Source organism: Lutispora thermophila DSM 19022, assembly GCF_900142105.1.
Taxonomy (GTDB): Bacteria; Bacillota; Clostridia; order Lutisporales; family Lutisporaceae; genus Lutispora; species Lutispora thermophila.
Window position 1 is genome coordinate 135391 of record NZ_FQZS01000008.1, and the last position, 24883, is coordinate 160273.

Below are 24883 nucleotides of genomic sequence, written 5' to 3' on the forward strand. Positions count from 1 at the left end.
AGTATGATAGTATGTCTGTAACTGTAGAAGGAAAACTGGAACTATTTAAAAAAATATTGTTTGAACATGTGGAAGAAGACTGGTCTCAAAGGAAGCAGCAGTTGGCTGAAGCTATGGAGCAAAAGCTTAATGAAGAGAAAAAGGAATATGAAAAGCAAATAAAATTCGTAATGGAAGATGCCAAAAGGAGAGCTGAAGCAAAAAGAAAAAATATATTGGCAATAGCTCAAGGAGATAAAGATGAGGAAATAACCAGTAAAAAGGAGGAGCTATTCAAGGATCTCAATGAAAGTCTCAAGGCATGGGCCAGAGAATTCATTAAAAGTGGGAAGTATAAGGAGTTTTTAAGCAATAACTTGGATCAGGCTTTGGGTTTAATGGAAGGGAAAAGACTGGTATTAATCTTAACAAAAAGAGATATGGATGAACTGAGCTCCTTTATAAAGGATAAAATAGCTGAAAAAGAAGGCAAAAGAAATATTGAGCTTATGGAAACCAAAGAAGATATCATAGGCGGTTTTATCATGGAAGACAGAGAAATGGGCATTATAGCGGATTTCAGCATAAAAGCCCTTGCAGATGAGGCAAAGGTGTTTATGGGCAAACTCCTTTATGAAAGATTAGACGAGGTGTTGAAGGCATGAGCAATGTGGGGAAAATTATTATGATAAACGGTCCTGTAGTGAAGGCGGAGAATATGGAAGGCTTTACTATGAGGGAAATGGTGCTGGTTGGAGAGAAAAAGCTAATAGGAGAAATAATATCAATAAATGAAGGAATAGCTACCATACAGGTATATGAAGAGACAGTTGGATTAAAGGCTGGAGAAGCCATTTATCCAACCAACAAGCCCCTATCAGTTAAATTAGGACCAGGCATAATAGGAAATATATTTGATGGTATTGAACGGCCCTTGATGGATATATTTGATAAAGGCGGTGACTATATTCCAGAAGGCATAGGTCTCACATCCATAGACCTCCATAGGAAATGGAAAGTGAAAATAAATGTACCTGTAGGACAAGAATTAAAAGCAGGAGCCATATTTGGAGAAGTGCAGGAAAGTCCTGTTGTAAGGCACAAGCTCATGATACCTCCGGATAAATGGGGAAAAGTCATATTTGCAGAGAAAGACGGGGAATACGATCTTGAGCATGTGCTTTTGATATTGGATGATGGTGTCAATAAAAATGAAATCAAAATGTATCAGGAATGGCCTGTGAGAATACCGAGACCCGTAACTAAAAGAAATCCTATAAGTAAGCTGTTGGTAACGGGTCAGAGGGTTATTGATACATTTTTCCCGTTGGCTAAGGGTGGTACGGCAGCAATACCAGGAGGTTTCGGTACAGGGAAAACCAGCGCCCAGCATCAGTTGGCAAAATGGAGCGATGCAGACATAATAGTATATGTAGGCTGTGGAGAGAGAGGAAATGAGATGACTGAAGTACTGGAGGATTTTCCAAAACTAAAGGATCCTCGAAACGGCCAACCCCTTATGAACAGGACAGTGCTCATAGCCAATACTTCCAACATGCCTGTTGCAGCCCGTGAAGCTTCCATATACACAGGAATAACTATAGCAGAATATTACAGAGACATGGGTTACAATATAGCCCTTATGGCAGACTCCACCTCAAGATGGGCTGAAGCATTGAGGGAAATATCAGGAAGGTTGGAGGAGATGCCTGCGGAAGAAGGATACCCTGCTTATCTGCCTTCCAGAATAGGTCAATTTTACGAAAGGGCAGGAGATGTAAAGACTCTCTCGGGAGAGGAAGGAAGCATAACCATAATAGGAGCTGTATCTCCACCTGGAGGAGATTTTTCCGAACCTGTAACCCAAAATACCAAGAGAGTGGTAGGAACTTTTCTGGCGCTGGACAGGGCTTTGGCCTATTCAAGGCACTACCCGGCCATTAACTGGATTAACTCATATACGGGTTATGTGGATGACTTGAGGGATTGGTACAGGGGAAATGTATCCGAACATATGCTGGAACTAAGAGAAAAGATGCTTGGCATCTTGGGAGAAGAACATAAGCTGATGGAAATAGTAAAGCTGGTAGGAGAAGATATTCTACCGGATGATCAAAGGCTCATACTGGAGATTTCAAAGGTACTGAAAACCGGGTATCTTCAACAAAACTCATTTCATGAACTGGATGCCAATGTATCCTTGAAAAAGCAATACAATATGCTAAGGGTTATAGACAGGCTCTATGAAAAAGCTTTGGCAGCAGTGAAGAAAGGCGTGCCCATAAGTTTGATAAGGGAAGAAAAGCTGTTTTACGATATAATATCCATGAAATACAATGTGCCGGAAGATGATGAGGCAGCATTTGATAGATATATAGAGCAAATTGATATTTATTTTGACCCATTGGTTTCCCAGTATGACAAAGGAGGCATTAGATATGAAGATAAAGTATCTGAACATTAAAAAGATAGAAGGTCCTCTAATTATTCTTGACGGAGTAAAGGACGCTTCCTTTGATGAGATGGTGGAAATAGAAGTTGAAGGGCAGGAAGTAAGGAAGGGGAAAGTGGTTCAGATAGATAGGAATAGAGCTATAATACAGGTGTTTGAAGGAACTACAGGTATGTCCCTTAATAACACGAGAATATCTTTTGCCGGCAGACCCCTTGAAATCCCTCTATCGAAGGATATACTGGGAAGAGTATTCAATGGTATAGGAGAACCCTTGGACGGTGCTCCATTGTTTTCGGGAAAAAAATATGACATACATGGTCGCGCCATGAATCCTGTGGCCAGACTTTATCCCAGAAACTTCATACAGACAGGTATCTCCGCAATAGACGGTTTGACAACTCTTATCAGAGGACAAAAACTTCCCATTTTCTCAGGAGATGGTCTTCCGCATAATGAGCTGGCTGCCCAAATCGTAAGGCAAGCCCAGATAACTGAGGGAGAGGGAGAAAACTTTGCTATAGTTTTCGCTGCTATGGGAATCAAGCATGGGGAAGCGGATTTCTTCAGAAGAAGCTTCCAACAATCAGGAGTTCTGAAAAAGGTGGTCATGTATCAAAACCTTGCTGATGATCCCATCATAGAAAGGATAACCACACCCAGATGCGCTCTCACCGCAGCAGAGTATCTGGCCTTTGAAGAAGACATGCATGTTTTGGTCATACTCACCAATATCACAAGCTACTGTGAAGCGCTGAGGGAAATATCCGCCTCAAGAGAGGAAGTGCCTTCAAGAAAGGGTTATCCAGGCTATCTATATTCGGATTTGGCTACCCTATATGAAAGGGCAGGCATGATTAAGGGAAAGAAAGGCAGCATAACTCAAATTCCAATACTGACTATGCCCAATGACGATATAACCCATCCGGTACCGGATCTTACAGGATATATCACTGAAGGTCAGATAATACTCTCTAGGGACTTGCATCAGAGAGGCATATATCCACCGATAAATGTATTGCCCAGCCTTTCAAGACTTATGAAGGACGGTATAGGAGAAGGCTTTACCAGGGAGGATCATCCGGATGTATCAAGCCAGGTTTTCTCTGCCTACTCTAGGGTTCAGGAAATAAGATCCTTGGCACAGGTAATAGGAGAAGATGAACTCTCTGATACGGACAAAAAGTACCTGGAATTCGGCAACGAATTTGAAAAACAATTTGTAAGGCAAAATTATGATGAAAACAGAAATCTTATGGATACTCTGGACATAATGTGGGAGCTGTTGAAGATATTGCCCAAATCTGAACTTACAAGAGTTAAACCGGAACATATTGAAAAATATATGGAGGCTTAGACATGGAAACCAATGTTGCTTATACAAAGAGCAATCTCATGGCGGCTCAGAATTCTCTCGAATTGGCATCAAAGGGCTTTGAGCTTTTGGATAAGAAAAGAAATGTACTTATAATGAACATGATGAGTTTTATAGACAGGGCAGAGAAAATACAGGAGAAAATAGGCGATACATTCAGGGAAGCTTATGAAGCATTGCAGTTTGCAAACATAACCATGGGCATATCCACCATAGCGGAGATAGCCCAATCCATACCGGAGGCTACAGGATTTGATATAATGAACAGGAGCGTAATGGGGGTTGAAATACCTGAAATAAAGTTTCAAAGAAGGGATATACACCCCTACTATAGCTTTTATCATACGAACCCTGCTCTGGATGTGGCCTTGAGGAAGTTTCAAGAGTTGAAATATCTGATCTATGAGCTTTCTGAGGTGGAAGACTCGGTATACAAACTGGCCATGGAAGTCAAAAGAACCACCAAAAGAGCCAATGCGTTGCAGAATATCCAGATACCTAAATACAAAGAGATGGTAAAGACCATTGCAGATGTATTGGAAGAAAAGGAAAGGGAAGAATTTTTCCGTTTGAAGGTGTTGAAAAAGAAGACATGCAAATAGACTGTGGACTCACAGCCTATTTTTTTATGTAATTCTTCATTATATTTTTGGAAAGGCACTGATAAAAATATTAGGTTAAAGGCTAGGCAATGCCATATAATTTTTATATAAAAATATCTTCTTGGGATATATAATAGTAATAGGAAATAAGGAAAGGTGGGTAATAATGACTGTATACAAAGGAAAAGCAAGCAATCTTAAAGGAACCAGCCTGGTGATGCTAGGATTTATTGCAATGATACTTATAATATACTTTTTCACCGAAAGAGGGTTTTTACCTTGGTTTTTCATCATCTCTTTAGCTCTTATGTGCATACCTGTCTATGGTGGAATGATACTGAAAATCACAATGGATGAAAAGAAGGTAGTCATAAGAAGACCCTTAAGCTGGAAGACACTGAAGTTGTCTCAAATAGCGTTTTGTGCCGTTCACGATATTGGAGAAGGCAAATCCACCCTATTTGTATTTGTAAAGTACAAATGGGGAAATGACTATAGGATAAAGGGTGTAAAGTCAACCATGTCTTATGACGAAATAATTAAAGCTTTAAAAAAAGGTGGACGAATACAAGACTTAAAGGTTAATTTCAATAAAGCAGTAAAGGTACCGGTATCCTTGGTAGAAAACGGGGATGAACTAAAAGAAAGGATATTGGACTGTGTGGAAGGACATCACTTTAACGCTGTCAATAATTAAATTTTCTGATACTGTTGATTTATTTGCAGCTATAGTATATAATTATATTAGATATTTAAATAATTATCTAAATATCTAATATAATTATTGGAGGGGGCCAGTACATGTCTATACTTAATATGCCTTTTAAAGCCTTGTCCGATCCAACTCGACGAAAAATAATACAAATGCTTAAGGAAAGGGATATGACTGCGGGAGAAATTGCTGAGCATTTCAACATGACAAAGCCTAGCATATCTCATCATCTCAATATACTTAAGCAAGCCGAACTGGTAATAGACGAAAGAAAAGGACAAAACATTTACTATTCGCTAAACACCACTGTGTTTCAGGAGATGGTCAACTGGTTTTTTAATATAACTGATAAAAAAGGAGGGTCAATAGGTGAAGAAGATTGATTATAACATTAAGAAAGAACTACCACTTATACTGATGATAATAGCTGCTTTTGCCATAACTATATACTTTTATCCAATGCTGCCGGATAGGATCCCTACTCACTGGAATTTTAAAGGGGAGATAGATGGATACTCAGGAAAACTGTCAGGGGCATATTTGCTTCCAGTCATGAATTTAATAATGTATGGGCTTTTCATATTGATACCATTGCTGGATCCGAAGAAGGAAAATTACAAGCTTTTCAGCAGCACATATATATTTTTTAGATACTTGTTCCACATATACTTCCTGGCATTTCATGCAGTCATCATTGCAGCTGCCCTAGGATATGATGTGGATATGGGAAGGTTTGTTATGTTTGGCATATCTATGCTTTTCATGCTGATGGGCAATGTGATGGGAAGAGTTAAACACAATTATTTTATTGGAATAAGAACACCTTGGACTTTGGCCAGTGAGGAAGTATGGAAAAAAACCCACAGGTTGGCTGCATTGCTATGGACGGTAGCGGGCTTTATAGGAATCATATTGGCACTTTTTAGGATCAATTTGATATGGATGTTGATAGTTATGTTAATAGCTTCATCCCTTATACCTACTGCATACTCATATATACTATTCAATAGAGCAAAAACAGGCAATTGATGTTGCCTGTTTTTCTATCTTCTCCCATCTGCCAGCAAAACTGCTGTAAGAGGAGGAGAACCTCCAAGGATGCCTATGGCATATATGGTATAGGTTCTTCCACCTCTGAATGCCAATTCGGGCAATCCAAGGATAACATTTGGTGTACCGGCAGCTCGAATTCTTAATGAGTAAATGTTGGGTTGAACAGAAATGTAGTCAGCCACTCTTCCAAAGGTCACTCCGCTGAACAATAGCTGACCTGTTTCAGTAGCCACATCCATGGCAGGAGCAGCTGGAGACATATCGACAAATCTAATTCGGCTTTCATTGCCGGGTATAATCTGGCTGGAATCAACATATATCCTAGGCTGAATATTTGGTGATAATCCTGCCAATACAATTGTTCTGTAGCTATCTTTGGAGGGATCTATGGTAAACTGAGTTAACGGATTATCTGTCTGGCCTAGGGGATAAACTGCAATATCATGGATTGTTGAAGGCAGTGCCGCATACCCGGCAATGCTTGCGTAGGTGAGATTGGATACAGCTTTTCGATTATCGATATAGACATCAACAGCAGGCGTATTTGGAGAAGCATGAAGGAATCTCACAAAGGAAAAACCTGTCTGTCTTTCTTCTTCATTGTCCATATCCTTTTCATCAAATGTTTCTTCTCTATTCATATTATTCATCATATACAGTGGACAGTTCATATATGGACGCAGCGGACAATAAACCATAATGATCCTCCTCATTTTTTTGTTACGGGTTACGAGTCACGAGATACGAGTTCTATGAAAATAACTTCGAAGCCTTGCTGGAATATTCGTAACGCGAGACAGGACCCTATAAAAATGACCCTATGCTTGCAACACGCGACTAAAATGTGACACAGTCTCATTTTATATATATGATTATATAGCCAATAAATTCCCACATAATTGAAACTATTTACTCACAAAAGTAGTCGAATAATGTGATATAATGAAGAAGTATAATATTAGATGAGAGGTGCCCTATGAAACCAAAAAATGTTCTAGCTATTTTAACTATTATTTTATCGCTATCATTAATTTTTACTGGCTGCTCAGTAGGAGCAAATCCTTCGGATCCATCAAAGGGACAAGCTTCCGGTCAACAACAAGGTTCTGATCCTAATGCTGAAGAAGCGGCGGAATCTGAAAAACCAGCTTTTGTCGAACAAATAATACCAGAAGTAACTTTTCCTGAAAACACTCTATTCATAACTGGCAGAAAAATAAATGTAAGAGAAGACATTGTAAAAGGTGCCAAAGTACTAGGGAACCTTTCTAAGGGAAGCCAGGTGACATTGCTTGAGGAAAAGACGGATGAACAAGAAGAAACATGGTACAAAGTAAGCTATATGGATGATGCAGGTAAAGAAGGCATTGGCTGGATAAGCGCACAGAATGCCTCAAAAAACTGGATGGATCTGATAGATGAAAAGTTCAAGGATTTGGATTACACACCTCAGGAAAAGGTAGTGGAGTATGAGAACAATCCAAGAGTGAAAGTCAGGGGGGTATATGTAACCATATGGTCTGCTTCTAATGCCAGAATTGATTCTCTTATTGAAATGGCTAAGAAGACGGATATAAATACCTTCGTAATAGATGTTAAGGAAGATAAGGGATATATGTTGTTCCCTACCAAGGCTGCAGAGAAGTATAGCCCTGAAGCTAACAAACATGCTACAGTCAAGGATATAGAAGCTTTGATGAAAAAGCTGAAAGATAACAACATATATACAATAGCAAGAATAGTGTCTTTTAAGGATCCATTATACACAGCCCACAACCCTGATAAAGCAATAATATACAAGGATACAGGCAAACCTTTTACAAACAGTGATGGCTTAGTCTGGGCTTCTCCCCATGACAGAAATCTGTGGGAGTATAATATTGAAGTGGCAAAGGAAGCCGCTGAAGTGGGCTTTAACGAGATACAGTTTGATTATGTGAGATTTCCTGCTTCCGATGGGGGAAAGCTGGATAAAAGATTGGATTATAGGAATACCACTGGAGAATCAAAGGCGGCTACAATACAAAATTATTTGAAATACGCAAAAGAACAGCTGGGCCCCAAAAAAGTCTATATATCCGCTGATGTTTACGGACTGGTAGGATCTGTAGAGGATGACATGTCTCTTGGACAATACTGGGAGGCTGTAAGCAACATTGTGGATTATATCTGTCCCATGATGTACCCCAGTCATTATGCCAATAACACATATGGAATACCTGTACCGGACGCAAATCCTTATGGAACAGTATATAATTCTGCAAAAGATTCGGTAAGAAGGAATAAAAACATGCCTACTCCTGCCATAATAAGACCATGGATACAAGACTTTACAGCCCCATGGGTGAAGGGTTATATTAAATATGGAGATCAACAGGTTATCGATCAGATCAAAGCTCTTCAGGAAAACGGAGTTGACGAATTCCTATTATGGAATCCTAATAATAAATATTCTGAAGGAGCCGTAACTAATTGAAGGAGGCATGTATATGAGCTTTTATGCTAGAGTTTTTTCAATGGCAGAGGATTATCCATCGAGATTTGCCATATGTGATGAACTATTGGAAGCTGGATTTGAATTTTCAACTTTTCCCGGGAAATTTGACGAGGACTTTGACGAAAAAGATTGGAAATACTTGATGCTGGAATATGATCCCAATCATGAACCCATCAGGATAGAAAGAAATGTAAAAGGCGTAGATACAATTTTTGAAGAAGAGCAGGAAGAATTTCTTGAAGTGTTGAAGGAGCTTCCTTACAGCAAGGAACAAAAGAAGGCCATAGAGATAGTAAAGAATATGGTTCAGATATACGCATTGGACATTGATGAAGATATCACCGAGGAAGGATGGGACTTTCTGGAGACACTGCTGGACTTTATTGCTGATGCCACCGACGGCTATGTCCAGATAGATGAAGAAGGCATATATGACAAGGAAGGCGAGCTTCTGATAGAAATGGAATAGTAAAAAATCTCCTCCAAATACGGAGGAGATTTTTTATGCATTATAGGCCGGTAAACTTATTGAATATTCTCAGTACTAAAGAAATTGCCTGTTCTCTTGTTGTATTTCCATGTGGAAGTATATAAGAAACGCCACCAGTTTCAGTTCCTTTAATTACATCATGGCTGTTCATGAACTTTACTGCTTCCAACGCCCAACTTGCTATCTGCCCTTCATCCTGGAACTTTGTTTTAAACTGAGCAGATGTGTCAATTGCAGGCATTACAGCTTTCAGAGCACGTAGCAGCATTACAGCGATTTCCTGTCTTGTAACCTTGTTATTTGGTGCAAATTTGCCTTCCCCAACACCGCCAACAATACCAAGTTTATAAGCCTTCAGAATCTCGGGGTTTTTTGTATCGCTGAACGGATTTGAAGCAACGGGGGCAGCTTTAGTCCCCGTCATCTTTTCATATAGCAATACTGCCAATTCGCAGAATTCTTCGCGGGTAATATCTTTTGGGAATTCTGACAGAACCTTTTCGGTGACCAGTTGATTCTCTACAGCTTTGTTTACATCGCTTGCAGCCCATGCGGATAAGCCGTTGGTACCTGGAGTTATTTCCTGAACTGGTGCTCCACTGACTATAAATTCTGCTTTGCCGAACATTCCATATTCATATTCAGCCTCATCCAAACCGCCTTTGCAGAATACTCTTACTTCATATTTGCCTGGCTCTTCAGGAGCCTGGAACTCATATATGTTGCCTACCTTTAAATACGCGATATGTGTACGATAGCTGGTGTTCTGCAATTTCTCATCATATTTTGAAATGCCCAACCATGCACCTTCCTCTATTTCACCAGGTGTTAATCCATTCACTGTTACTGTCATGGATTCATTTGGAGCTACGGAAGTCTTTGAAAGAACTATATCTCCCGGCTTTGCTTTGCTGGAAACTACAACAAATTCCACTTTGCCGAAAAAGGACTCGGGGGTAGCATCATAATTGGAGAAAACTCTTATCTCATATTTTCCAAAATTATATGGAGCATTAAATTGGTACGTGTTATTTGCAGGCAAGTCTCTGACATATTGCATATAAGGTGTATTTTCCAGTTTTTCATCATATCTGGCTACGCCAAACCATGCACCGTTTTCAATCTGTCCATCTGTGAGACCGTTTATTGTTACAGACATAGGTTCACTTAAAAGCACTTCTTTTTTGGAAACAGTTATGTCTCCTTCCTTGGTCTTTGAACCAACTACAGAGAAGGAAGCAGATGCTAATAGCTTACTGTCGGTGTCCAGAAGTCTTAATTCATATTTTCCATATTCATAAGGAGCATCAAATTCATATACATTATTCAATGGTAATTCATTTACATAAGCACGATAGCTTGTGTTCTGGTATCTTGCTCCTTCCGGTGCCAGGCCTATCCATGTGCCATCTTCAAACATTTCGTCTGTCAATCCATCAAATTTTGCTTTTATTTTTTCCTGCACAGTGTATTCAGTCTTATCCAGGGTTATAGTAACTGGTGCTGCAAAAACAGGCACACTGAATAAGACAGTCATCATAAGACATAATATTAGTACAATACTTAGGGTTCTTTTTATCATCAATTTTCCCTCCCAATTTTATATAAGAATTCAGCAGTATAATTATGAATATTGTAACATCAACGCTTTTGCATATCTTCCGAATTATTGACGAATCCTTTCAAAAAATTGCATAAAAAAAGCCCTAGACTTTCTAAGGGCTCATTCTATACTCTGTCGGGGATAAACCAGTTTTTTTCTTAAATATAGTAGTAAAATGGCTGTGACTGGAAAAGCCGCACATCATGCTTATTTCTGTAATAGTATAATCTTTGGTTTTCAACATCTTCTTTGCCTTCTCTATTTTAAGGTCCAGCAAGTATTCATAAGGAGTTTTATTCATCTGTTTTTTAAAAACCCGTATGAACCTATATTTATTCATATTAATCAATTCTGATAATTCGTCACATGAAAGCAAATTAGTATAGTGTTCATTCATATAATCTATCACTTTCTTAATGTTCTCTTTGTATCCTCTCGATTTGTTATGAGGTTTAGCAGACAAGTTATGTTTTATATTTCTGATAAAGTTACCGACAATTATGAGTGCAAGATTCTCTACTATAAACTCATGGCCAACCTGCTTGTATCTAAGTTCTTCCAGAAATAAATTCAACAGTAGGTTTATATCATGATTTATAGTAGATAGATCATTTGAAAAAACTATATTGGGAGAACCATATAATTCACTTGCCACACTTTCTACAATCTTTCTATCCACATGTATGCCACAAAGATTAAAGCCTTTCAAGTCCTTCATTATCCCATGCTCCTGCAATGGATTAAAAGCTATCATAGCCCCGGAAAATCCGTCTATCAATCTATTATCTGCTATTATTGAAGGTATATTGGCATGGCATATGCAAAATTCAAAGCTGTTGTGAGCATGGGTTCCGCGAGTTATGCTTGTTGCACGATTGGTTGCTATTATAGCCATGTCTTTACTGCAAAAGTTCTCAATGACAACTTTCGAGTTACCAATATTAGAGAAAGGTATATGACCGGCCAGACATATGACTTTTTCCATATCAACTGTCATAAACTCACTTCCAAATATAAATTTTCATATAACAGGATTATATGCTAAGAGTCATTATATGGAATTAGATTCTTATACTAATTTTTTTAATATTATACCAGATATTACATGACAAAGAAGTAAAATTTATAGAATAAAAACAAAGAAAATGTGTTGGAAGCAATTTTTTATATAAAATCAATTTTGATGATAGTAGGTTATTGATGTGAAAGCAAAGTGAAATTGGCATTGAGGACAGTTACACCTAGATATGAAGACAGCCGTAGCAATCAGATAAAGCGCGAGATATATGGAGTTATGCCATAATTTCTCCATGCTACCAGTAAGTTTGCGGTTGATATTCCTTGAGACGGAGAAAAAGAATTGCAGGACGGGGGAAATATAATCATATTTCAATCATGAATCCATCGCTGGTAAGCCTATTTATAATTGAATTTAAGAATGGTGAATATAAAGAACTACTAAATGTTATTGACATGGAAGGTTGAGAAATTATAAGGAAATTCTGAAGGAGTTTCCGATGCTGCCTTGACCGAATCCTTTGATGAGGTACAACAGCAAGATGAATATTTAATAATCATACTTCCATAAGCAAATGACGAATTTTCCACATGGAATACTGATACAGAGTATTTGCTGAAAGAAGCTCCAGATGACCGAATTTTTCTAACAAAAAAGATGTATAGGCAAGGGGAATGTCTAAAAAGACATATCTACTAAGAGAGTAGAAAGAATTTTGAGTATGTTAGATTTAGGAGTGATATGCAGGAATACAAATCAAGTTAGATTGAGCGTGCCTTATGGTATGCTCTTTATTTTGCTTATTTGGAGAAAAATGTCGAAATATAAATATAAGAATTTGACACAATTTGAAGGATTATCCAAGAATATGTCAAATATATTATCCGATTCCAATTTTCCTTGTATAGAGTTGTTCATATTCTTTCCCAGCATTTAATTAAACTTTTCAAAAAAGATTTTTTACAAGATACCCATAATATGACTATTTTATGGGTTACAATTTAAATTTGGGGGGAGCGAATGAGCCTATGTATGATGTTACTCAAATTGAAAGGCAGCTATATATTTTATCTTTATTATCCGAAAGCAGGGTAGGCTATAGCATTGATGAAATTAAGAAAAACCTTGATGCGGTAGGGATTGATGTGAGCAAAAAGACAATAGAAAGAGACATAGACTTTTTATCAACCGGAAACTTTTTTGTGACAGAAGAAAAAAGGAGCAAAAAAACATATTATATGGCTAATAAATTTGGGTTAGAGAATATAACATTTTCACCATCAGAACTCATATCCTTGCATTTCATTAAAGAGCTTCTGAAATCCTATTCAACATTAGACATAGGAAACACTGCAATACATCTTGTAGATAGAATCATAGCACAGTTGCCGCAGCTGGACAAAGCTTATCTTGAAAATCTTAAGGAAATTTTTAAAGTGAATGAGACATTTATTAGTTCGGAAAAGAACATTAATCAAGAAACCATAGATATAGTTAAAAAAGCTATAGGACTAAACAAAAGCCTTTTCATAAAGTATTATTCCTTTAATAATGATGAGGTTACGGAAAGAAAATTCGATCCTTATATCATTGAAATATATGACGGATGCTATCATCTGATAGGGTATTGCCATCTGAGGAACTCCATAAGAGATTTGAGAGTATCTCGTATAATAGAGGCACAACTATCAGATGAATCCTTTGAGAGACCAAAAAACTTCTATCAGAACTACAAGAAAGGCAGATTCGGTAAGCTCTCAGGAGAAGAAAAAATAAAACTATTGCTTAAATTTAAAGGCAAAGCGGCAAGATATGTGAAGGAGTATGAGAGCAAAAAGGCAGATTACTTGGTAGAAGAAAGAGACGGTAGCCTGATATTCGAAAAGAACACCACCATGACTCCTGAGATATTAAAGTGGGTGCTAAGCTTTGGCAGCGATGTATTGGTCTTGGAGCCGGAGTCATTGAGAGAACAGGTTGTCCAAGAAGCTAGAAAGATTATGGAGAGGTATGGGGAGGTTGTGGAAGATAAATGAAAATCAATATAATATCAAAAGATTTGTTGTAAGTTTAGTATGAATTATATATATTTATTATTATATTTTTATGGGTATTTATATTTATGGAGAATGTTCGAGGGCACCTAACTGGTGCCTGATCTATATATGGAGAATAGAGCAATAAATAAATAATTTAACAAAAATAGAAGGAGTATACAGCCGAATGTCAAATTATATATTAATAATTTCAATTATGACTTAAAATGATGATAAAAATAGAAATATACAATTGTAAATTTGCTGTGGTCAACAAACCGACTGTAAGATGGAGGACTTATAATGCAAATACGAGTAAGCTTTACTAGTGAAAATGATATAGTGCTACCTATTCATTATAATAATATTGTACAAGCCTTTATATACGATAATATAGATAAAAACCTATCAAATTTCTTGCATGATAAAGGATATATAAGCAATAGCAGAGCATTTAAGATGTTTTCATTTTCACGCATCATCGGCAAAAGCATGATAAAAGAAGATAAAATAAATTTTGGTACTAAAATTCAAATTATTGCATCTTCGCCATTGGACGATTTTTGCAAATCCATTGCAAATAACATGCTGCAAAGCAATTATCTGTTCATTGGCAAAAACAGTATAAGAACAGAGCAAATAGAGATAAATAATCAATTGGTAACTGAAGATAAGATTGTTGTAAATACATTATCACCGATAGTAGTCTATTCTACACTTCTTAAGCCTGATAACAGAAAATATACATGTTACTTTATGCCTAGGGAGCCTGACTTCAATAGGTTGATAAGAGATAATCTAATTAAGAAATATAATGCCTTAACAAATGAGAGAATAGAGTCTGATATAGAAGTGATACCGCTAGGACCTGTAAAGCAAAATCTCACTTACTATAAGGGAACAATAATAAAAGGTGCTTCAGGTAAGTTCTTAATAAAAGGTAATAAGAAATTGTTGCAAATGGGAGTAGATGCAGGATTTGGAAGTAAGAACAGTCAAGGTTTTGGTTGTGTAAAAGTTATATAGGAAGAGGAATGTTTTCGCATGCTGATAGAGGTATTCTGCAAGAGAAATCATTGGATTAGGGGAAAATATACAATCCATTTTTCTATAATTTCTGTCGACCTGTAATCATGCAAAAATACCAGGACATCGATAGAAATAGAAAGTGGCTAAAATGAAGAGTTAATAGGTTTTGTCATAATAAATTATATTGATATGAAAAGATAAGAATGTAGTAAATGTGCCATGTGCACGGGTACCTAGACTACCTATAAGGAATTGAAACAAATTGCAATGATTGATAATGGATGGATATGTAGAAGTACCTAGACTACCTATAAGGAATTGAAACTGGTGGGTATGAAGTAGTTGGATAAAGAACAATTGTGGTACCTAGACTACCTATAAGGAATTGAAACTTGGAGCGAATCTCAACAATAACTGCTATGGTAAACAAGTACCTAGACTACCTATAAGGAATTGAAACTTGGATTCCAGAGGCAAAATTGAAACTGTCTCCTGGTACCTAGACTACCTATAAGGAATTGAAACAATTTTTCAGAAATACTGAAAGCAGGTGATAATATGGGTACCTAGACTACCTATAAGGAATTGAAACCCTGCTAGGTTTACGCCGACTTGTACTTGTCCGACCGGTACCTAGACTACCTATAAGGAATTGAAACGCCATTTTCAGTGCTTCTGCTGGTGTAACATTGCTGGTACCTAGACTACCTATAAGGAATTGAAACCAAATTTAGGAGGATTGAAATGGCTAGAAAATTACATGTACCTAGACTACCTATAAGGAATTGAAACCTGTGAAGCAACTAAAGAAGAATGTTTGGAGCGCAGAGTACCTAGACTACCTATAAGGAATTGAAACTGAGAAATGCAAATCTGGCGAAATAATTATTGGTCGAGTACCTAGACTACCTATAAGGAATTGAAACCCTCAAACAGCCCTAAGTTCATGCTGTATTGTGTTGGGTACCTAGACTACCTATAAGGAATTGAAACGTTGACGCAGAAGCAGCACTGCCACAGGCATACGAAAGTACCTAGACTACCTATAAGGAATTGAAACAATACTCTATATGCTAAGAAAAATCAGGATTATGGAGGTACCTAGACTACCTATAAGGAATTGAAACCAGGACACTACATGCAGCACTTGAATACGCCGTAAAGGGTACCTAGACTACCTATAAGGAATTGAAACGAATCAGTTGGTATGATCTTGCCTTTGGTCACAAGGGTACCTAGACTACCTATAAGGAATTGAAACACTGCAAGCTCGACATGGCAAAGGTTGAATCTATTGCGTACCTAGACTACCTATAAGGAATTGAAACTTTCTTTGAATAAACTCGGATAACTTATTTTGAGGTACCTAGACTACCTATAAGGAATTGAAACACTGCAAGCTCGACATGGCAAAGGTTGAATCTATTGCGTACCTAGACTACCTATAAGGAATTGAAACTTTCTTTGAATAAACTCGGATAACTTATTTTGAGGTACCTAGACTACCTATAAGGAATTGAAACTGGTCGCCATTATTTTTATCCCCAAAATTCCAACTGGTACCTAGACTACCTATAAGGAACTATAATCAACATATTTTACAGAAATAGAAGGAATATACAATGAAATGTCAAATTATATACTAATAACCTTAGTTATGACTGAAAATGCAAATATAAACAGAGAACATAATAGTTGCTATTTTGATATAGTCAACAAGTTGACTATAGTATGGAGGACTTGTTATGCAAATACGAATTAGTTTTATAAGTGATAAGGATATAGTGTTGCCTATTCACTACAATAGTATTGTACAAGCATTTATATATAGCAATATAGACAAAAACCTAGCCCATTTCTTACATGATAGGGGATTCATGACAAACGGTAGAACATTTAAAATGTTTTCATTTTCTCGCATAATAGGGAGATTCAAGATACAAGAAGATCAAATGAATTTTGGTACAAAAATGCAAATTCTTATATCTTCACCGCTAGATGACTTTTGTAAATCCATTGCAAACAATATGCTGCAAAGAAACAATCTTTTTATTGGCCAAAACAGTATCAAAACAGAGCAAATTGAGATAAACAATCAATATGTAACTGAGGATAGAATTGTTGTAAATACATTATCACCAATAGTAGTTTACTCAACATTTCTTAAGCCGGATAATAGCAAATACACATGTTATTTTATGCCCAGAGAGCCTGATTTCAACAGACTGATAAAAGATAATCTAATAAAGAAATATAATGCTTTAACAAATGAAACGATAGAATCTGACATTGAAGTGATACCACTAGGACCTGTAAAACAAAACTTGACTTACTATAAAAATACTATAATAAAGGGTGCTTCAGGTAAATTCTTAATAAAAGGCAGTAAAGATTTATTACAAGTAGGAGTTGATGCAGGATTTGGAAGCAAAAACAGTCAAGGATTTGGCTGCGTAAAAGTTATATAGGAAAGGGGGGATATTATGGAGTATAAAATACAGGCTAGGAATCATTGGTGGTTTGATGCTGGTATTGCAGGACTGTATTTTATAGCAAAAAAAGTTGAACAGGATAATGACAACATAGAAATAAACTTTGATTCAGAAAGTCTTTCTTTTCGTGGAAATAATGAAGAAGATATCAGAAATTTTTTACAAAACTGTTATAACTATCTTGTGTCACAATACTGGAATGTATCAACAAAAACTCAAAAAGAAAAGCTTGAGTTAGTTCTTTATAATCCTGAAAAGAAGGAGTTTTCTCTAGCACCAAAAAGACAAGCAACGCCAGTTGTATCTTTATTTGTTAAGAGATTTGATGCAGATGGTATTAAGTATAATGACATGGATGATGTTTTAAAAGCAGAGGTTGATTCATATTTAAAGAAGACAAAGAGAAAACTTTTTGGTAAACAAAACAAATTAGTTTATTCATTGACAACATCACATCAAAACCTGAAAATATTACCTAAAGAGAATAAGAAGCAGTCTACATGCTGCATGTGTGGAAAAAAATCAAGCAATCTAAGTGACATTTCACAACCTTCATTTTTACTTTTCGCAAGCACAAGCGCAACAACCTCATTTCATACTCAAGGCAAAAAACCAGCTAAGATATGTTGGGAATGTGAATTTATATCCAAATTCACAATGGAAACAGTAAACTATAAGAAAGATGATACTAAATTATCTATACTACTACTCAATTCTCCAGATATAGCACATAACATAAATAATCAGAAAAAGATTGGTTGCAGTTCCGTACTCAGATCCATAGATGAAGAATATTTCTATAAAAATATTGGGTTAGATGATAAAGGGCTCATTAGTAAAGCAAGGATGTCCTATGAGTTGTTATGGGCATATTTTGTAGATACTTATGAAATTTTAAGAAGCAATATAGCCAACCAGGAAGTAAATGATGAAGACCCATTTTATGCATTTTTAAGTGATATAATATCTTCTCCAATAGAAATTGTTATTATATGTTTTGATAAAATGAGAGAAACATTCCTTACAAAAGAAATTATTTTTTACAATGATGTAAGCTATGCCTTTAGACTCATTCAGCGATTAATTGAAAAAGGTATAAATATAAAGGATGCTTTCACTTCTTTGAGAGAATTAGACAATAAAGGAAATCTAAAACCATCGAGAAATAATACTTTAAAAAAAGTTCTTAATAAGCATTGCATATTATCAGATATTGAATCAATAACATTCAGAAAAGTGGTAAGCAGAAATGAAGGTAAGTTTATCAATGTTTCAAATATGCTTAATTTTTTAATTGAGTATTATTTGGTAATAAAGGAGGATATCATGAACAGAGAACAGATAGATGTTGCTGTTAAGCTTGGTAAGCAAATCGTAAACCAAGCCTATAAAGAATCAGGAGAGAGCAAGGAAATACTGAAGAGGATAAAAGGCGATCTTTTTACACTAAGAAAGACAAGAACAGTAACAGACTTTATAGTTCAATTAAACGCTCTACAATTCAGATATGGAATTTCTGTATCAAATTCTATTCTTGAAGGGGTGCTAAATGAAGTGCCTTTTGAAGACTTTAAAGGATACTGTATTATGGGAGCGTTAAATAGCTATAATTACTATAATTCAAGTTCAAAAGAAAAGGAGGAGAATAAAGATGAATAAAGCAAAAGCGTTGACAATTACTTATTTGACTAAAGCAACTTATGCTTCTTTGAATGGCTCTGATAAAGAAGTTGATAATATCTCCAGCATAAAGAAAATTCGTAAAAATGATGGAAAAGAATATCCTTATTGTTCATCACAGGCTGTGAGAAGAGCATTAAGAGAGCAGTTAGCAGTGATGGGGTTTAAACTATCCGAAGGTATGGCAGGAGAGAAAGAAAAAGGCGCAGCTACAACTAAATGTGAACCTCAGACATATATTGATGATGATTTATTCGGATTTATGAATGCTTCAGCAGATACAATAAAAAGGACAAGCCCTGTCAGAGTTTCACCATTAGTGGCACTTACACCATATTTAGGAGAATTGGATTTTGCTACTAACTATATGTCAGTTAGCTCTGGAGGAAATCCTAATATATTTGAGACAGAGATACATTCTGGGTATTATTGTGGAACTATACTTATTGAGTTAGATAGAGTAGGTGAAAAAGCCACAGGAGATAAGTATGAACTTAAATTAGATAATGAGCAAAAGGCAGAAAGAGTATTAGCTTTGATAGATGCTGTTCAAAATCTTTGGACAGTGGGGAGACAAAGCAGATTCTTATCGGACATATCACCTAAGCTGGTGTGCGCTTCTTTAATGAGTGTTAAGAATCCTATCTTTATGGAAAGCATCAGAGTAGATGATAATGATAATATTGAAGTAGAACTGATAAAAAACACTATATCAGACTTTGAAAGACAAGTTATTGATTATGCAATTGGAGAAAGAAAAGGATTCTTTAATAAAGATACAGATGAATTCATGACATTAGGAGATTGTTTTGAAAAAGTCCGCGGTTGGGTAAGAGATACATACTCTAATAAGTAACAGGAAGTGGTATATTGATGAATGGAATAATAGTATCTCTCTATGCTATGACTGCATCCTTCAGGGATCCAAATACCCATCTCTATCAGGAATCTATACTAGCGCCACCGCCTACAACTATTGTAGGCATCGCCGGCGCGGCTTTGGGTTATGGATTTAAGGATGCTTTAGAATACTTCAAAGAAAATAGGATAAGCGTAGGCTGTATGTTAAAAAGCCAAGGAAATGGGAAGGACCTTTGGAATTATTCAAAGATAAAAGGAAAAGAAGTTGTGAAGGCCATTTTGTTGAGAGAGTTCTTGTTTGATGTAACTGCCGATATATTCTTTGCATGCGAAGATGGTGAAAAGATAGATGAATTGTACGATTCTTTAAAAAATCCACAATATGCACTTTCATTAGGGAATAGCGATGATGTGGTTAAGATATTGAAAGTTGATAGAATCATCAATGTTAAAAGTACTGAGGATAATATGATTAGGGATACGTGGATAGAAGGAAATTATATAAAAGATTTTGAATTGGATTGGGAGAATATAAAGGGTTTACCAATAAAAAGAACCATTAAACCTCCTATTGTTAAGAATTTGCCTGTTGATTTCAGTTTTACGAAAAACGATGAAAGAATTGCAACTAAGTTTTATAAATTTACTTTTTTAGGTGATCTTCATATGTTGAAAAAACCTGTATTAGTATATGATTTCATGGGGAAGAGGGTACCGCTGTTTACCTTTGGCAAATGATGAATGGGGTGTTTGAAATGTACTACGCAAAGCCCATTGACGGGCCGGAAGGAAGTTATGAATATCATATAAGCAGATGTGTTGAAATTTATCATCAAGAAGTTGAAAGAAATAGCGAAGCAATCAAGAAGATATTGGTAGATGTCGGATATGATCAAAACGATTTCAAGTTATATTCCTATTTGGCTGTTTCGCTACATGACTTAGGCAAATTGTCAGAAAACTTCCAAAATCAAATGAAAAATAAATTATTTAATAAAAGGCTAAGAAGCATCAAATTCAGACATGAGGTATTATCAACACTCTATATGGCATTGGCTACACAGAATTACCTTAGACATAATAAAGATTCTTTCCCATTTCATTATTATACTGTTTTATCTCACCATAAGTGCCTGGATATAAATTTCAGCAGTTTTTTTCGTGAAAGAAATATAAATGAAGATTGGTTTTTATTGAAGCAAAACGAGTATGAATATGGTATAAATCTTTCAAAAGAATTGGCAAAGGTAGAAACTGAATTTGTCATGGATATAAGCAAGTATAAGATTAATATAGAGAGTATATTTAAGCTATTAGAGAGTTATGTGTTAGAATCATATCTAATTAAATCAAATCTAAGTAAAAGCAACATAAGGATGCTATATTCATTATACAAAGGATTGCTACAATACTGTGATTGGATTGCTTCATCAGATAAAGAGCCTATGCAGCAAACATTGAGCCAATCAGAACTCAAAGATAGGATAAAGCAGAAAGTAGAATCCGAGGGTAAAATATTTGTTGAAAGACAGTTCCATGAAAAATGTGCTATGGCTGCAAAGGATATTGTAGCCATAGCACCTACAGGATCAGGTAAGACAGAGGCTTCTCTGTTATGGGCTTTGAATTGGGAAAAAAGCAAAGTTATATTTTTAATGCCTACCATGGTTACCTCAAACAGTATTTTCAGCAGGCTTGCCAAGCATTATTTTGAGGAAGAGCATTGCGGTTTGGCACATTCTGGTTCTGATGTATATTTTGCAATTGATCCTGATTTTAACGAGAAAGAAAGGTTAGAATTGCTTCAATACAAAGTTTTTATACCACCTGTTATGGTTTCTACCATTGATCAAATGCTTACCAGCGGTTTTAATACAGGTCATTGGTGCTTGAAGGAATATGCTCTTGTTGGGAGTTCCATAATCATTGACGAGATTCACGCTTATGATACATTTACTCTGGCTTTGATAACCGAGACTATAAAGAAAATAAAGAAACTACAAGGACATGTAATGATAATGAGTGCAACTATGCCAAGCTTTTTATTGCAACATTTTACCAAACTGTTGGGCATATCCTCACCGATAGTCGCTGAAGAATTGATGAGCAGAAAGCAAAATAAATGGAGATTCATAGATAAAAAGATAGGTGAAATTAAGGGTGAAATAAGAAGTTATATCGATAAAGACAAGAAGGTAGCAGTAATAGTCAATAATATTGAAACTGCAAAAAAGTTGTATGAGGAATTTTCATCTGATTATGAAACACTATGTCTTCATTCTGAGTTTATCATGAAAGATAGAATAGAAAAAGAGAAGATACTCGAAGAAAATAATGATTATAATATAGTGATATCAACACAGGTGATGGAAGTGTCGTTGGATATCAGTTTTAATATCATGTTTTCTGAGTGCGCTCCAATAGACAGCCTCGTACAAAGGGCAGGAAGATGTAATAGAAAAGGAGAGTATGAAGATTCGGAGTTTATAGTGTTTGATTACTCTGAAATCTCTGAGAAGTATGTTTATAGGGATCGCAGCGATATTCTGGCTAAAACTAAGGAAGTAGTAAGGAACAATCAGAGGCTCTTGTCAGAAAGAGAAATATTCCAAATGGTGAGTGAAGTATATGAAGGTTTTAACATATATGATGAAAACTATAAAAAGGGACAACAGCTATATGAAGAAATTGTAGAAGAAGAGACAATTTTTGACTTGAATTATGATGAGGAAAGATTGCAAACAAGGTTAATAGATAATATAAAGATTTCTATTATACCTTATGCTTATAAAGATATTGTGGAAGAACTGTTTGAGAAGGGAGAGTACGCAAAAATAGCTTTATACGAAGTACCTGTTGGAATAGGAAGATTTAATAAGTATATTCGCAGAAATTACTGTGAAAACCCATATAAATTGCCTATATACACCATTGAGTACAATAGTGATATGGGAATAGTCTATAATGACAATACTATTGAAATGATATGAGGTGGGAAATGGTAGTCAATGGAACTCTTATATGGTACTATGCCATATGCAAACGCGAAGTTTGGCTTATGAGCAGAAATATTACTCCTGATCAGAAAGACACAAATATTGAAATAGGTCGGTTCTTACATGAGACTTATTACAATAGGTCAAAAAAGGAAATAGAATTTGGAAATGTTAAATTTGATGTCCTTGTTAATACAAAAGATGAACTTGTAATTGGAGAAACCAAGAAGACTTCTAAGTTTGAGGAAGCTTCAACTATGCAATTGCTTTATTATATAAGAGAATTAAGAAGAGCAGGGATAAATGCCAAGGGTGTCTTGCTTTATCCGGAGGAAAGAAAAAGAGTAGAGGTTGAATTTACTGAAGAAAAAAATATGTTATTAGAAAAAGCAGAAGATGAAATTGGGCGTATTATAAATGATGCAACTCCACCACCGGTTGTAAAGAATAAATATTGCAAAAGCTGTGGATATAGAGAGTATTGCTATGCTTAAGGGGGTCATGTGTTGAAAAGAGATATATATGTATTTAATGACGGAGAAATAAGAAGAAAAGATAATACAATACTCTTTGAGACGGAAACAGGTAAAAAGTATATTCCTGTAGAAGAAATAAATAATATATGGATTTTTGGTGAAGTTACTCTTAATAAAACCTTTTTAGATTTTGTGTCACAAAAGGAAATATGTCTTCATTTTTTTAATTATTATGGCTACTATAGCGGCAGTTTCTATCCAAGAGAACATTTGAACTCTGGATATGTGATACTTAAACAGGTAGAGCACTATTTAGATTATGCGAAAAGAATGGAAATAGCTAGGGAAATAATTATTACAGGTATAAAGAACATTATTGTTATACTGAAATACTACAATGGAAGAGGTTTAGATCTTAGTCAGAGGATTGATAATATAACAAATATGATGGAGGATATGAAAGAGGTTAATAAAATTGAACAACTGATGGCTCTGGAAGGAAATATAAGAGATGAGTATTATAGCTGCTTCAATGATATTCTTAAGAATGAAGATTTTAAGTTCACTCAGCGCAGTAAAAGGCCACCCCTTGATAATATCAATTCCCTTATCAGTTTTGGAAATTCAATAATGTATACAACAGTCTTAGGCGAGATATATCAAACACAATTAGATCCAAGGATAGGGTATTTGCATTCAACCAATGAGAGACGATTTACTCTAAATCTTGATATAGCTGAAATATTTAAGCCTATTGTTGTGGATAGAACCATATTTTCATTGATAAATAGGGGTGTCATAATAGCGAAAGATTTTGAAAAAGATTTCAATGGCATATTGATGTCTGAGAAAGGAAAGAAAAAATTCATAGAAGAGTATAATGGCAAGTTAGATGCGGTAATAAAGCATCCTAGGCTAAATACCAGTGTTAGCTACAAACGATTGATACGATTAGAACTTTATAAAATACAAAAGCATATAACCGAAGGGGAAAAATATAAAGGTTTTGTAGCGGGGTGGTAGCATGTTTGTAATTTTATTCTATGACTTTGGAGAAAAAAGAGTAGGGAAAGCGCTGAAGATTTGTAGAAAATATTTGACTTGGGTACAGAACTCTGTTTTTGAAGGAGAAATAACACAAGCTAACCTAAAGAAGCTAAAACATGAGCTATCATCTAAAATGGACAAAGAGGAAGATTCTTTAATTATATACACATTTGCTAATATGAAGTATTCTACAAGAGAAGTAATAGGATTAGAAAAAAATCCCCAATCCATTTTTCTTTAATTCCCGTCGACCTGTAATCTTGTAAAAAACCCTGGACATCGATAGAAATAGAAAATGGCTAAAATAAAGAGGTATTGGGTTTTACTATTAAAAAATATATTGGTATAATAAAATTAAAAACGTAGTAAATGTGCCATGTGCACGGGTACCTGGACTACCTATAAGGAATTGAAACAGAAGAAATTAATATCAACTATATCTGCTACTACAGTACCTAGACTACCTATAAGGAATTGAAACAAAA

The 24883-nt window shown here is 35.7% G+C and carries 22 protein-coding genes and 1 CRISPR repeat array; of the genes, 19 read left to right on the forward strand and 3 right to left on the reverse strand.

Annotation, left to right across the window (positions count from 1 at the left end):
* Positions 1-11: 11 nt before the first annotated feature.
* The 7 genes from BUB48_RS07275 to BUB48_RS07305 all read left to right on the forward strand — a co-directional run bounded on the left by BUB48_RS07275 (position 12) and on the right by BUB48_RS07305 (position 6149).
* Positions 12-644 (forward strand): V-type ATP synthase subunit E, encoded by a 633-nt coding sequence (locus BUB48_RS07275; RefSeq protein WP_073025586.1) that lies wholly within the window; start codon positions 12-14, stop codon positions 642-644.
* Positions 641-2443, forward strand: a complete 1803-nt coding sequence (locus tag BUB48_RS07280) for a V-type ATP synthase subunit A (RefSeq protein WP_073025587.1) — start codon at positions 641-643, stop codon at positions 2441-2443. The genes BUB48_RS07275 and BUB48_RS07280 overlap by 4 nt, the downstream gene beginning before the upstream one ends.
* Positions 2418-3788: a V-type ATP synthase subunit B gene (locus BUB48_RS07285; protein WP_073025588.1), complete on the forward strand. Its 1371-nt coding sequence runs from the start codon at positions 2418-2420 to the stop codon at positions 3786-3788. Before BUB48_RS07280 ends, BUB48_RS07285 begins: the two co-directional genes overlap by 26 nt.
* A 2-nt stretch (positions 3789-3790) precedes the next feature.
* Positions 3791-4408 (forward strand): V-type ATP synthase subunit D, encoded by a 618-nt coding sequence (locus BUB48_RS07290; RefSeq protein WP_073025589.1) that lies wholly within the window; start codon positions 3791-3793, stop codon positions 4406-4408.
* 166 nt (positions 4409-4574) lie between these two features.
* On the forward strand, positions 4575-5105 hold the full coding sequence (locus BUB48_RS07295; protein ID WP_073025590.1) for a hypothetical protein: 531 nt from the start codon (positions 4575-4577) through the stop codon (positions 5103-5105).
* A 104-nt stretch (positions 5106-5209) separates the two neighbouring features.
* Entirely contained in the window at positions 5210-5503 is a 294-nt protein-coding gene (locus tag BUB48_RS07300) for an autorepressor SdpR family transcription factor (protein WP_073025591.1), read from the forward strand.
* Positions 5490-6149: an SdpI family protein gene (locus BUB48_RS07305; protein ID WP_073025592.1), complete on the forward strand. Its 660-nt coding sequence runs from the start codon at positions 5490-5492 to the stop codon at positions 6147-6149. Before BUB48_RS07300 ends, BUB48_RS07305 begins: the two co-directional genes overlap by 14 nt.
* Positions 6150-6163: 14 nt before the next feature.
* Here the strand turns inward: BUB48_RS07305 and BUB48_RS07310 are convergent, their stop codons facing one another.
* On the reverse strand, positions 6164-6871 hold the full coding sequence (locus BUB48_RS07310; protein ID WP_073025593.1) for a DUF4397 domain-containing protein: 708 nt from the start codon (positions 6869-6871) through the stop codon (positions 6164-6166).
* A 278-nt stretch (positions 6872-7149) separates the two neighbouring features.
* Between BUB48_RS07310 and BUB48_RS07315 the strand changes: the two genes are divergently transcribed.
* Both BUB48_RS07315 and BUB48_RS07320 read left to right on the forward strand, forming a co-directional pair.
* Positions 7150-8649: a putative glycoside hydrolase gene (locus BUB48_RS07315; protein ID WP_073025594.1), complete on the forward strand. Its 1500-nt coding sequence runs from the start codon at positions 7150-7152 to the stop codon at positions 8647-8649.
* Between the two features lie 13 nt (positions 8650-8662).
* On the forward strand, positions 8663-9139 hold the full coding sequence (locus tag BUB48_RS07320) for a hypothetical protein (protein ID WP_073025595.1): 477 nt from the start codon (positions 8663-8665) through the stop codon (positions 9137-9139).
* Between the two features lie 40 nt (positions 9140-9179).
* On the opposite strand, the gene BUB48_RS07325 is transcribed toward BUB48_RS07320, so the two are convergent.
* Together BUB48_RS07325 and BUB48_RS07330 are read right to left on the reverse strand one after the other, a co-directional pair.
* Complete coding sequence (locus tag BUB48_RS07325) at positions 9180-10742, reverse strand: S-layer homology domain-containing protein (RefSeq protein ID WP_073025596.1); 1563 nt, start codon at positions 10740-10742, stop codon at positions 9180-9182.
* 133 nt (positions 10743-10875) lie between these two features.
* Positions 10876-11760, reverse strand: coding sequence for a helix-turn-helix domain-containing protein (locus BUB48_RS07330; protein ID WP_073025597.1), 885 nt, complete (start codon positions 11758-11760; stop codon positions 10876-10878).
* 1049 nt (positions 11761-12809) lie between these two features.
* On the opposite strand from BUB48_RS07330, the gene BUB48_RS07335 reads away from it, so the two are divergent.
* The 10 genes from BUB48_RS07335 (at position 12810) to cas2 (ending at position 24639) form a co-directional block, all read left to right on the forward strand.
* On the forward strand, positions 12810-13817 hold the full coding sequence (locus BUB48_RS07335; protein WP_073025598.1) for a helix-turn-helix transcriptional regulator: 1008 nt from the start codon (positions 12810-12812) through the stop codon (positions 13815-13817).
* A gap of 303 nt (positions 13818-14120) precedes the next feature.
* Entirely contained in the window at positions 14121-14843 is a 723-nt protein-coding gene (gene cas6, locus BUB48_RS07340; protein WP_073025599.1) for a CRISPR-associated endoribonuclease Cas6, read from the forward strand.
* 232 nt (positions 14844-15075) lie between these two features.
* A CRISPR array of direct repeats spans positions 15076-16435; the repeat unit is 30 nt; unit sequence GTACCTAGACTACCTATAAGGAATTGAAAC.
* Positions 16436-16591: 156 nt separating this feature from the next.
* The gene (cas6, locus tag BUB48_RS07345; RefSeq protein WP_073025600.1) at positions 16592-17314 is read left to right on the forward strand and encodes a CRISPR-associated endoribonuclease Cas6; all 723 of its coding nucleotides are present in this window, start codon (positions 16592-16594) and stop codon (positions 17312-17314) included.
* A gap of 15 nt (positions 17315-17329) precedes the next feature.
* Positions 17330-18997 carry a hypothetical protein gene (locus tag BUB48_RS07350; RefSeq protein WP_073025601.1) on the forward strand — a complete coding sequence of 556 codons (1668 nt, stop codon included), beginning with the start codon at positions 17330-17332 and terminating at the stop codon, positions 18995-18997.
* Entirely contained in the window at positions 18990-19874 is an 885-nt protein-coding gene (gene cas7i, locus BUB48_RS07355; RefSeq protein WP_073025602.1) for a type I-B CRISPR-associated protein Cas7/Cst2/DevR, read from the forward strand. Before BUB48_RS07350 ends, cas7i begins: the two co-directional genes overlap by 8 nt.
* Positions 19875-19891: 17 nt before the next feature.
* Positions 19892-20617, forward strand: a complete 726-nt coding sequence (gene cas5, locus BUB48_RS07360) for a CRISPR-associated protein Cas5 (RefSeq protein ID WP_073025603.1) — start codon at positions 19892-19894, stop codon at positions 20615-20617.
* A gap of 17 nt (positions 20618-20634) precedes the next feature.
* Positions 20635-22869: a CRISPR-associated helicase/endonuclease Cas3 gene (locus tag BUB48_RS07365; RefSeq protein ID WP_073025613.1), complete on the forward strand. Its 2235-nt coding sequence runs from the start codon at positions 20635-20637 to the stop codon at positions 22867-22869.
* Positions 22870-22877: 8 nt separating this feature from the next.
* Positions 22878-23369 (forward strand): CRISPR-associated protein Cas4, encoded by a 492-nt coding sequence (cas4, locus tag BUB48_RS07370; protein ID WP_175548379.1) that lies wholly within the window; start codon positions 22878-22880, stop codon positions 23367-23369.
* Between the two features lie 12 nt (positions 23370-23381).
* On the forward strand, positions 23382-24374 hold the full coding sequence (cas1b, locus tag BUB48_RS07375) for a type I-B CRISPR-associated endonuclease Cas1b (RefSeq protein ID WP_073025605.1): 993 nt from the start codon (positions 23382-23384) through the stop codon (positions 24372-24374).
* Position 24375: 1 nt separating this feature from the next.
* The gene (cas2, locus tag BUB48_RS07380) at positions 24376-24639 is read left to right on the forward strand and encodes a CRISPR-associated endonuclease Cas2 (RefSeq protein ID WP_073025606.1); all 264 of its coding nucleotides are present in this window, start codon (positions 24376-24378) and stop codon (positions 24637-24639) included.
* The last annotated feature ends 244 nt before the right edge of the window (positions 24640-24883 follow it).

Excerpts from the sequence above, each read along its gene's own strand:
- BUB48_RS07310 (WP_073025593.1), bottom strand. The coding sequence starts at position 6,871 with ATGGTTTATTGTCCGCTGCGTCCATATATGAACTGTCCACTGTATATG.
- BUB48_RS07330 (WP_073025597.1), bottom strand. The coding sequence starts at position 11,760 with ATGACAGTTGATATGGAAAAAGTCATATGTCTGGCCGGTCATATACCT.
- cas2 (WP_073025606.1), top strand. The coding sequence starts at position 24,376 with ATGTTTGTAATTTTATTCTATGACTTTGGAGAAAAAAGAGTAGGGAAA.
- BUB48_RS07325 (WP_073025596.1), bottom strand. The coding sequence starts at position 10,742 with ATGATAAAAAGAACCCTAAGTATTGTACTAATATTATGTCTTATGATG.
- BUB48_RS07295 (WP_073025590.1), top strand. The coding sequence starts at position 4,575 with ATGACTGTATACAAAGGAAAAGCAAGCAATCTTAAAGGAACCAGCCTG.
- cas6 (WP_073025600.1), top strand. The coding sequence starts at position 16,592 with ATGCAAATACGAATTAGTTTTATAAGTGATAAGGATATAGTGTTGCCT.
- cas6 (WP_073025599.1), top strand. The coding sequence starts at position 14,121 with ATGCAAATACGAGTAAGCTTTACTAGTGAAAATGATATAGTGCTACCT.
- cas7i (WP_073025602.1), top strand. The coding sequence starts at position 18,990 with ATGAATAAAGCAAAAGCGTTGACAATTACTTATTTGACTAAAGCAACT.
- BUB48_RS07320 (WP_073025595.1), top strand. The coding sequence starts at position 8,663 with ATGAGCTTTTATGCTAGAGTTTTTTCAATGGCAGAGGATTATCCATCG.
- cas5 (WP_073025603.1), top strand. The coding sequence starts at position 19,892 with ATGAATGGAATAATAGTATCTCTCTATGCTATGACTGCATCCTTCAGG.
- BUB48_RS07275 (WP_073025586.1), top strand. The coding sequence starts at position 12 with ATGTCTGTAACTGTAGAAGGAAAACTGGAACTATTTAAAAAAATATTG.
- BUB48_RS07335 (WP_073025598.1), top strand. The coding sequence starts at position 12,810 with ATGTATGATGTTACTCAAATTGAAAGGCAGCTATATATTTTATCTTTA.
- BUB48_RS07365 (WP_073025613.1), top strand. The coding sequence starts at position 20,635 with ATGTACTACGCAAAGCCCATTGACGGGCCGGAAGGAAGTTATGAATAT.
- BUB48_RS07315 (WP_073025594.1), top strand. The coding sequence starts at position 7,150 with ATGAAACCAAAAAATGTTCTAGCTATTTTAACTATTATTTTATCGCTA.
- BUB48_RS07300 (WP_073025591.1), top strand. The coding sequence starts at position 5,210 with ATGTCTATACTTAATATGCCTTTTAAAGCCTTGTCCGATCCAACTCGA.
- BUB48_RS07290 (WP_073025589.1), top strand. The coding sequence starts at position 3,791 with ATGGAAACCAATGTTGCTTATACAAAGAGCAATCTCATGGCGGCTCAG.
- BUB48_RS07280 (WP_073025587.1), top strand. The coding sequence starts at position 641 with ATGAGCAATGTGGGGAAAATTATTATGATAAACGGTCCTGTAGTGAAG.
- BUB48_RS07285 (WP_073025588.1), top strand. The coding sequence starts at position 2,418 with ATGAAGATAAAGTATCTGAACATTAAAAAGATAGAAGGTCCTCTAATT.
- BUB48_RS07350 (WP_073025601.1), top strand. The coding sequence starts at position 17,330 with ATGGAGTATAAAATACAGGCTAGGAATCATTGGTGGTTTGATGCTGGT.
- cas4 (WP_175548379.1), top strand. The coding sequence starts at position 22,878 with ATGGTAGTCAATGGAACTCTTATATGGTACTATGCCATATGCAAACGC.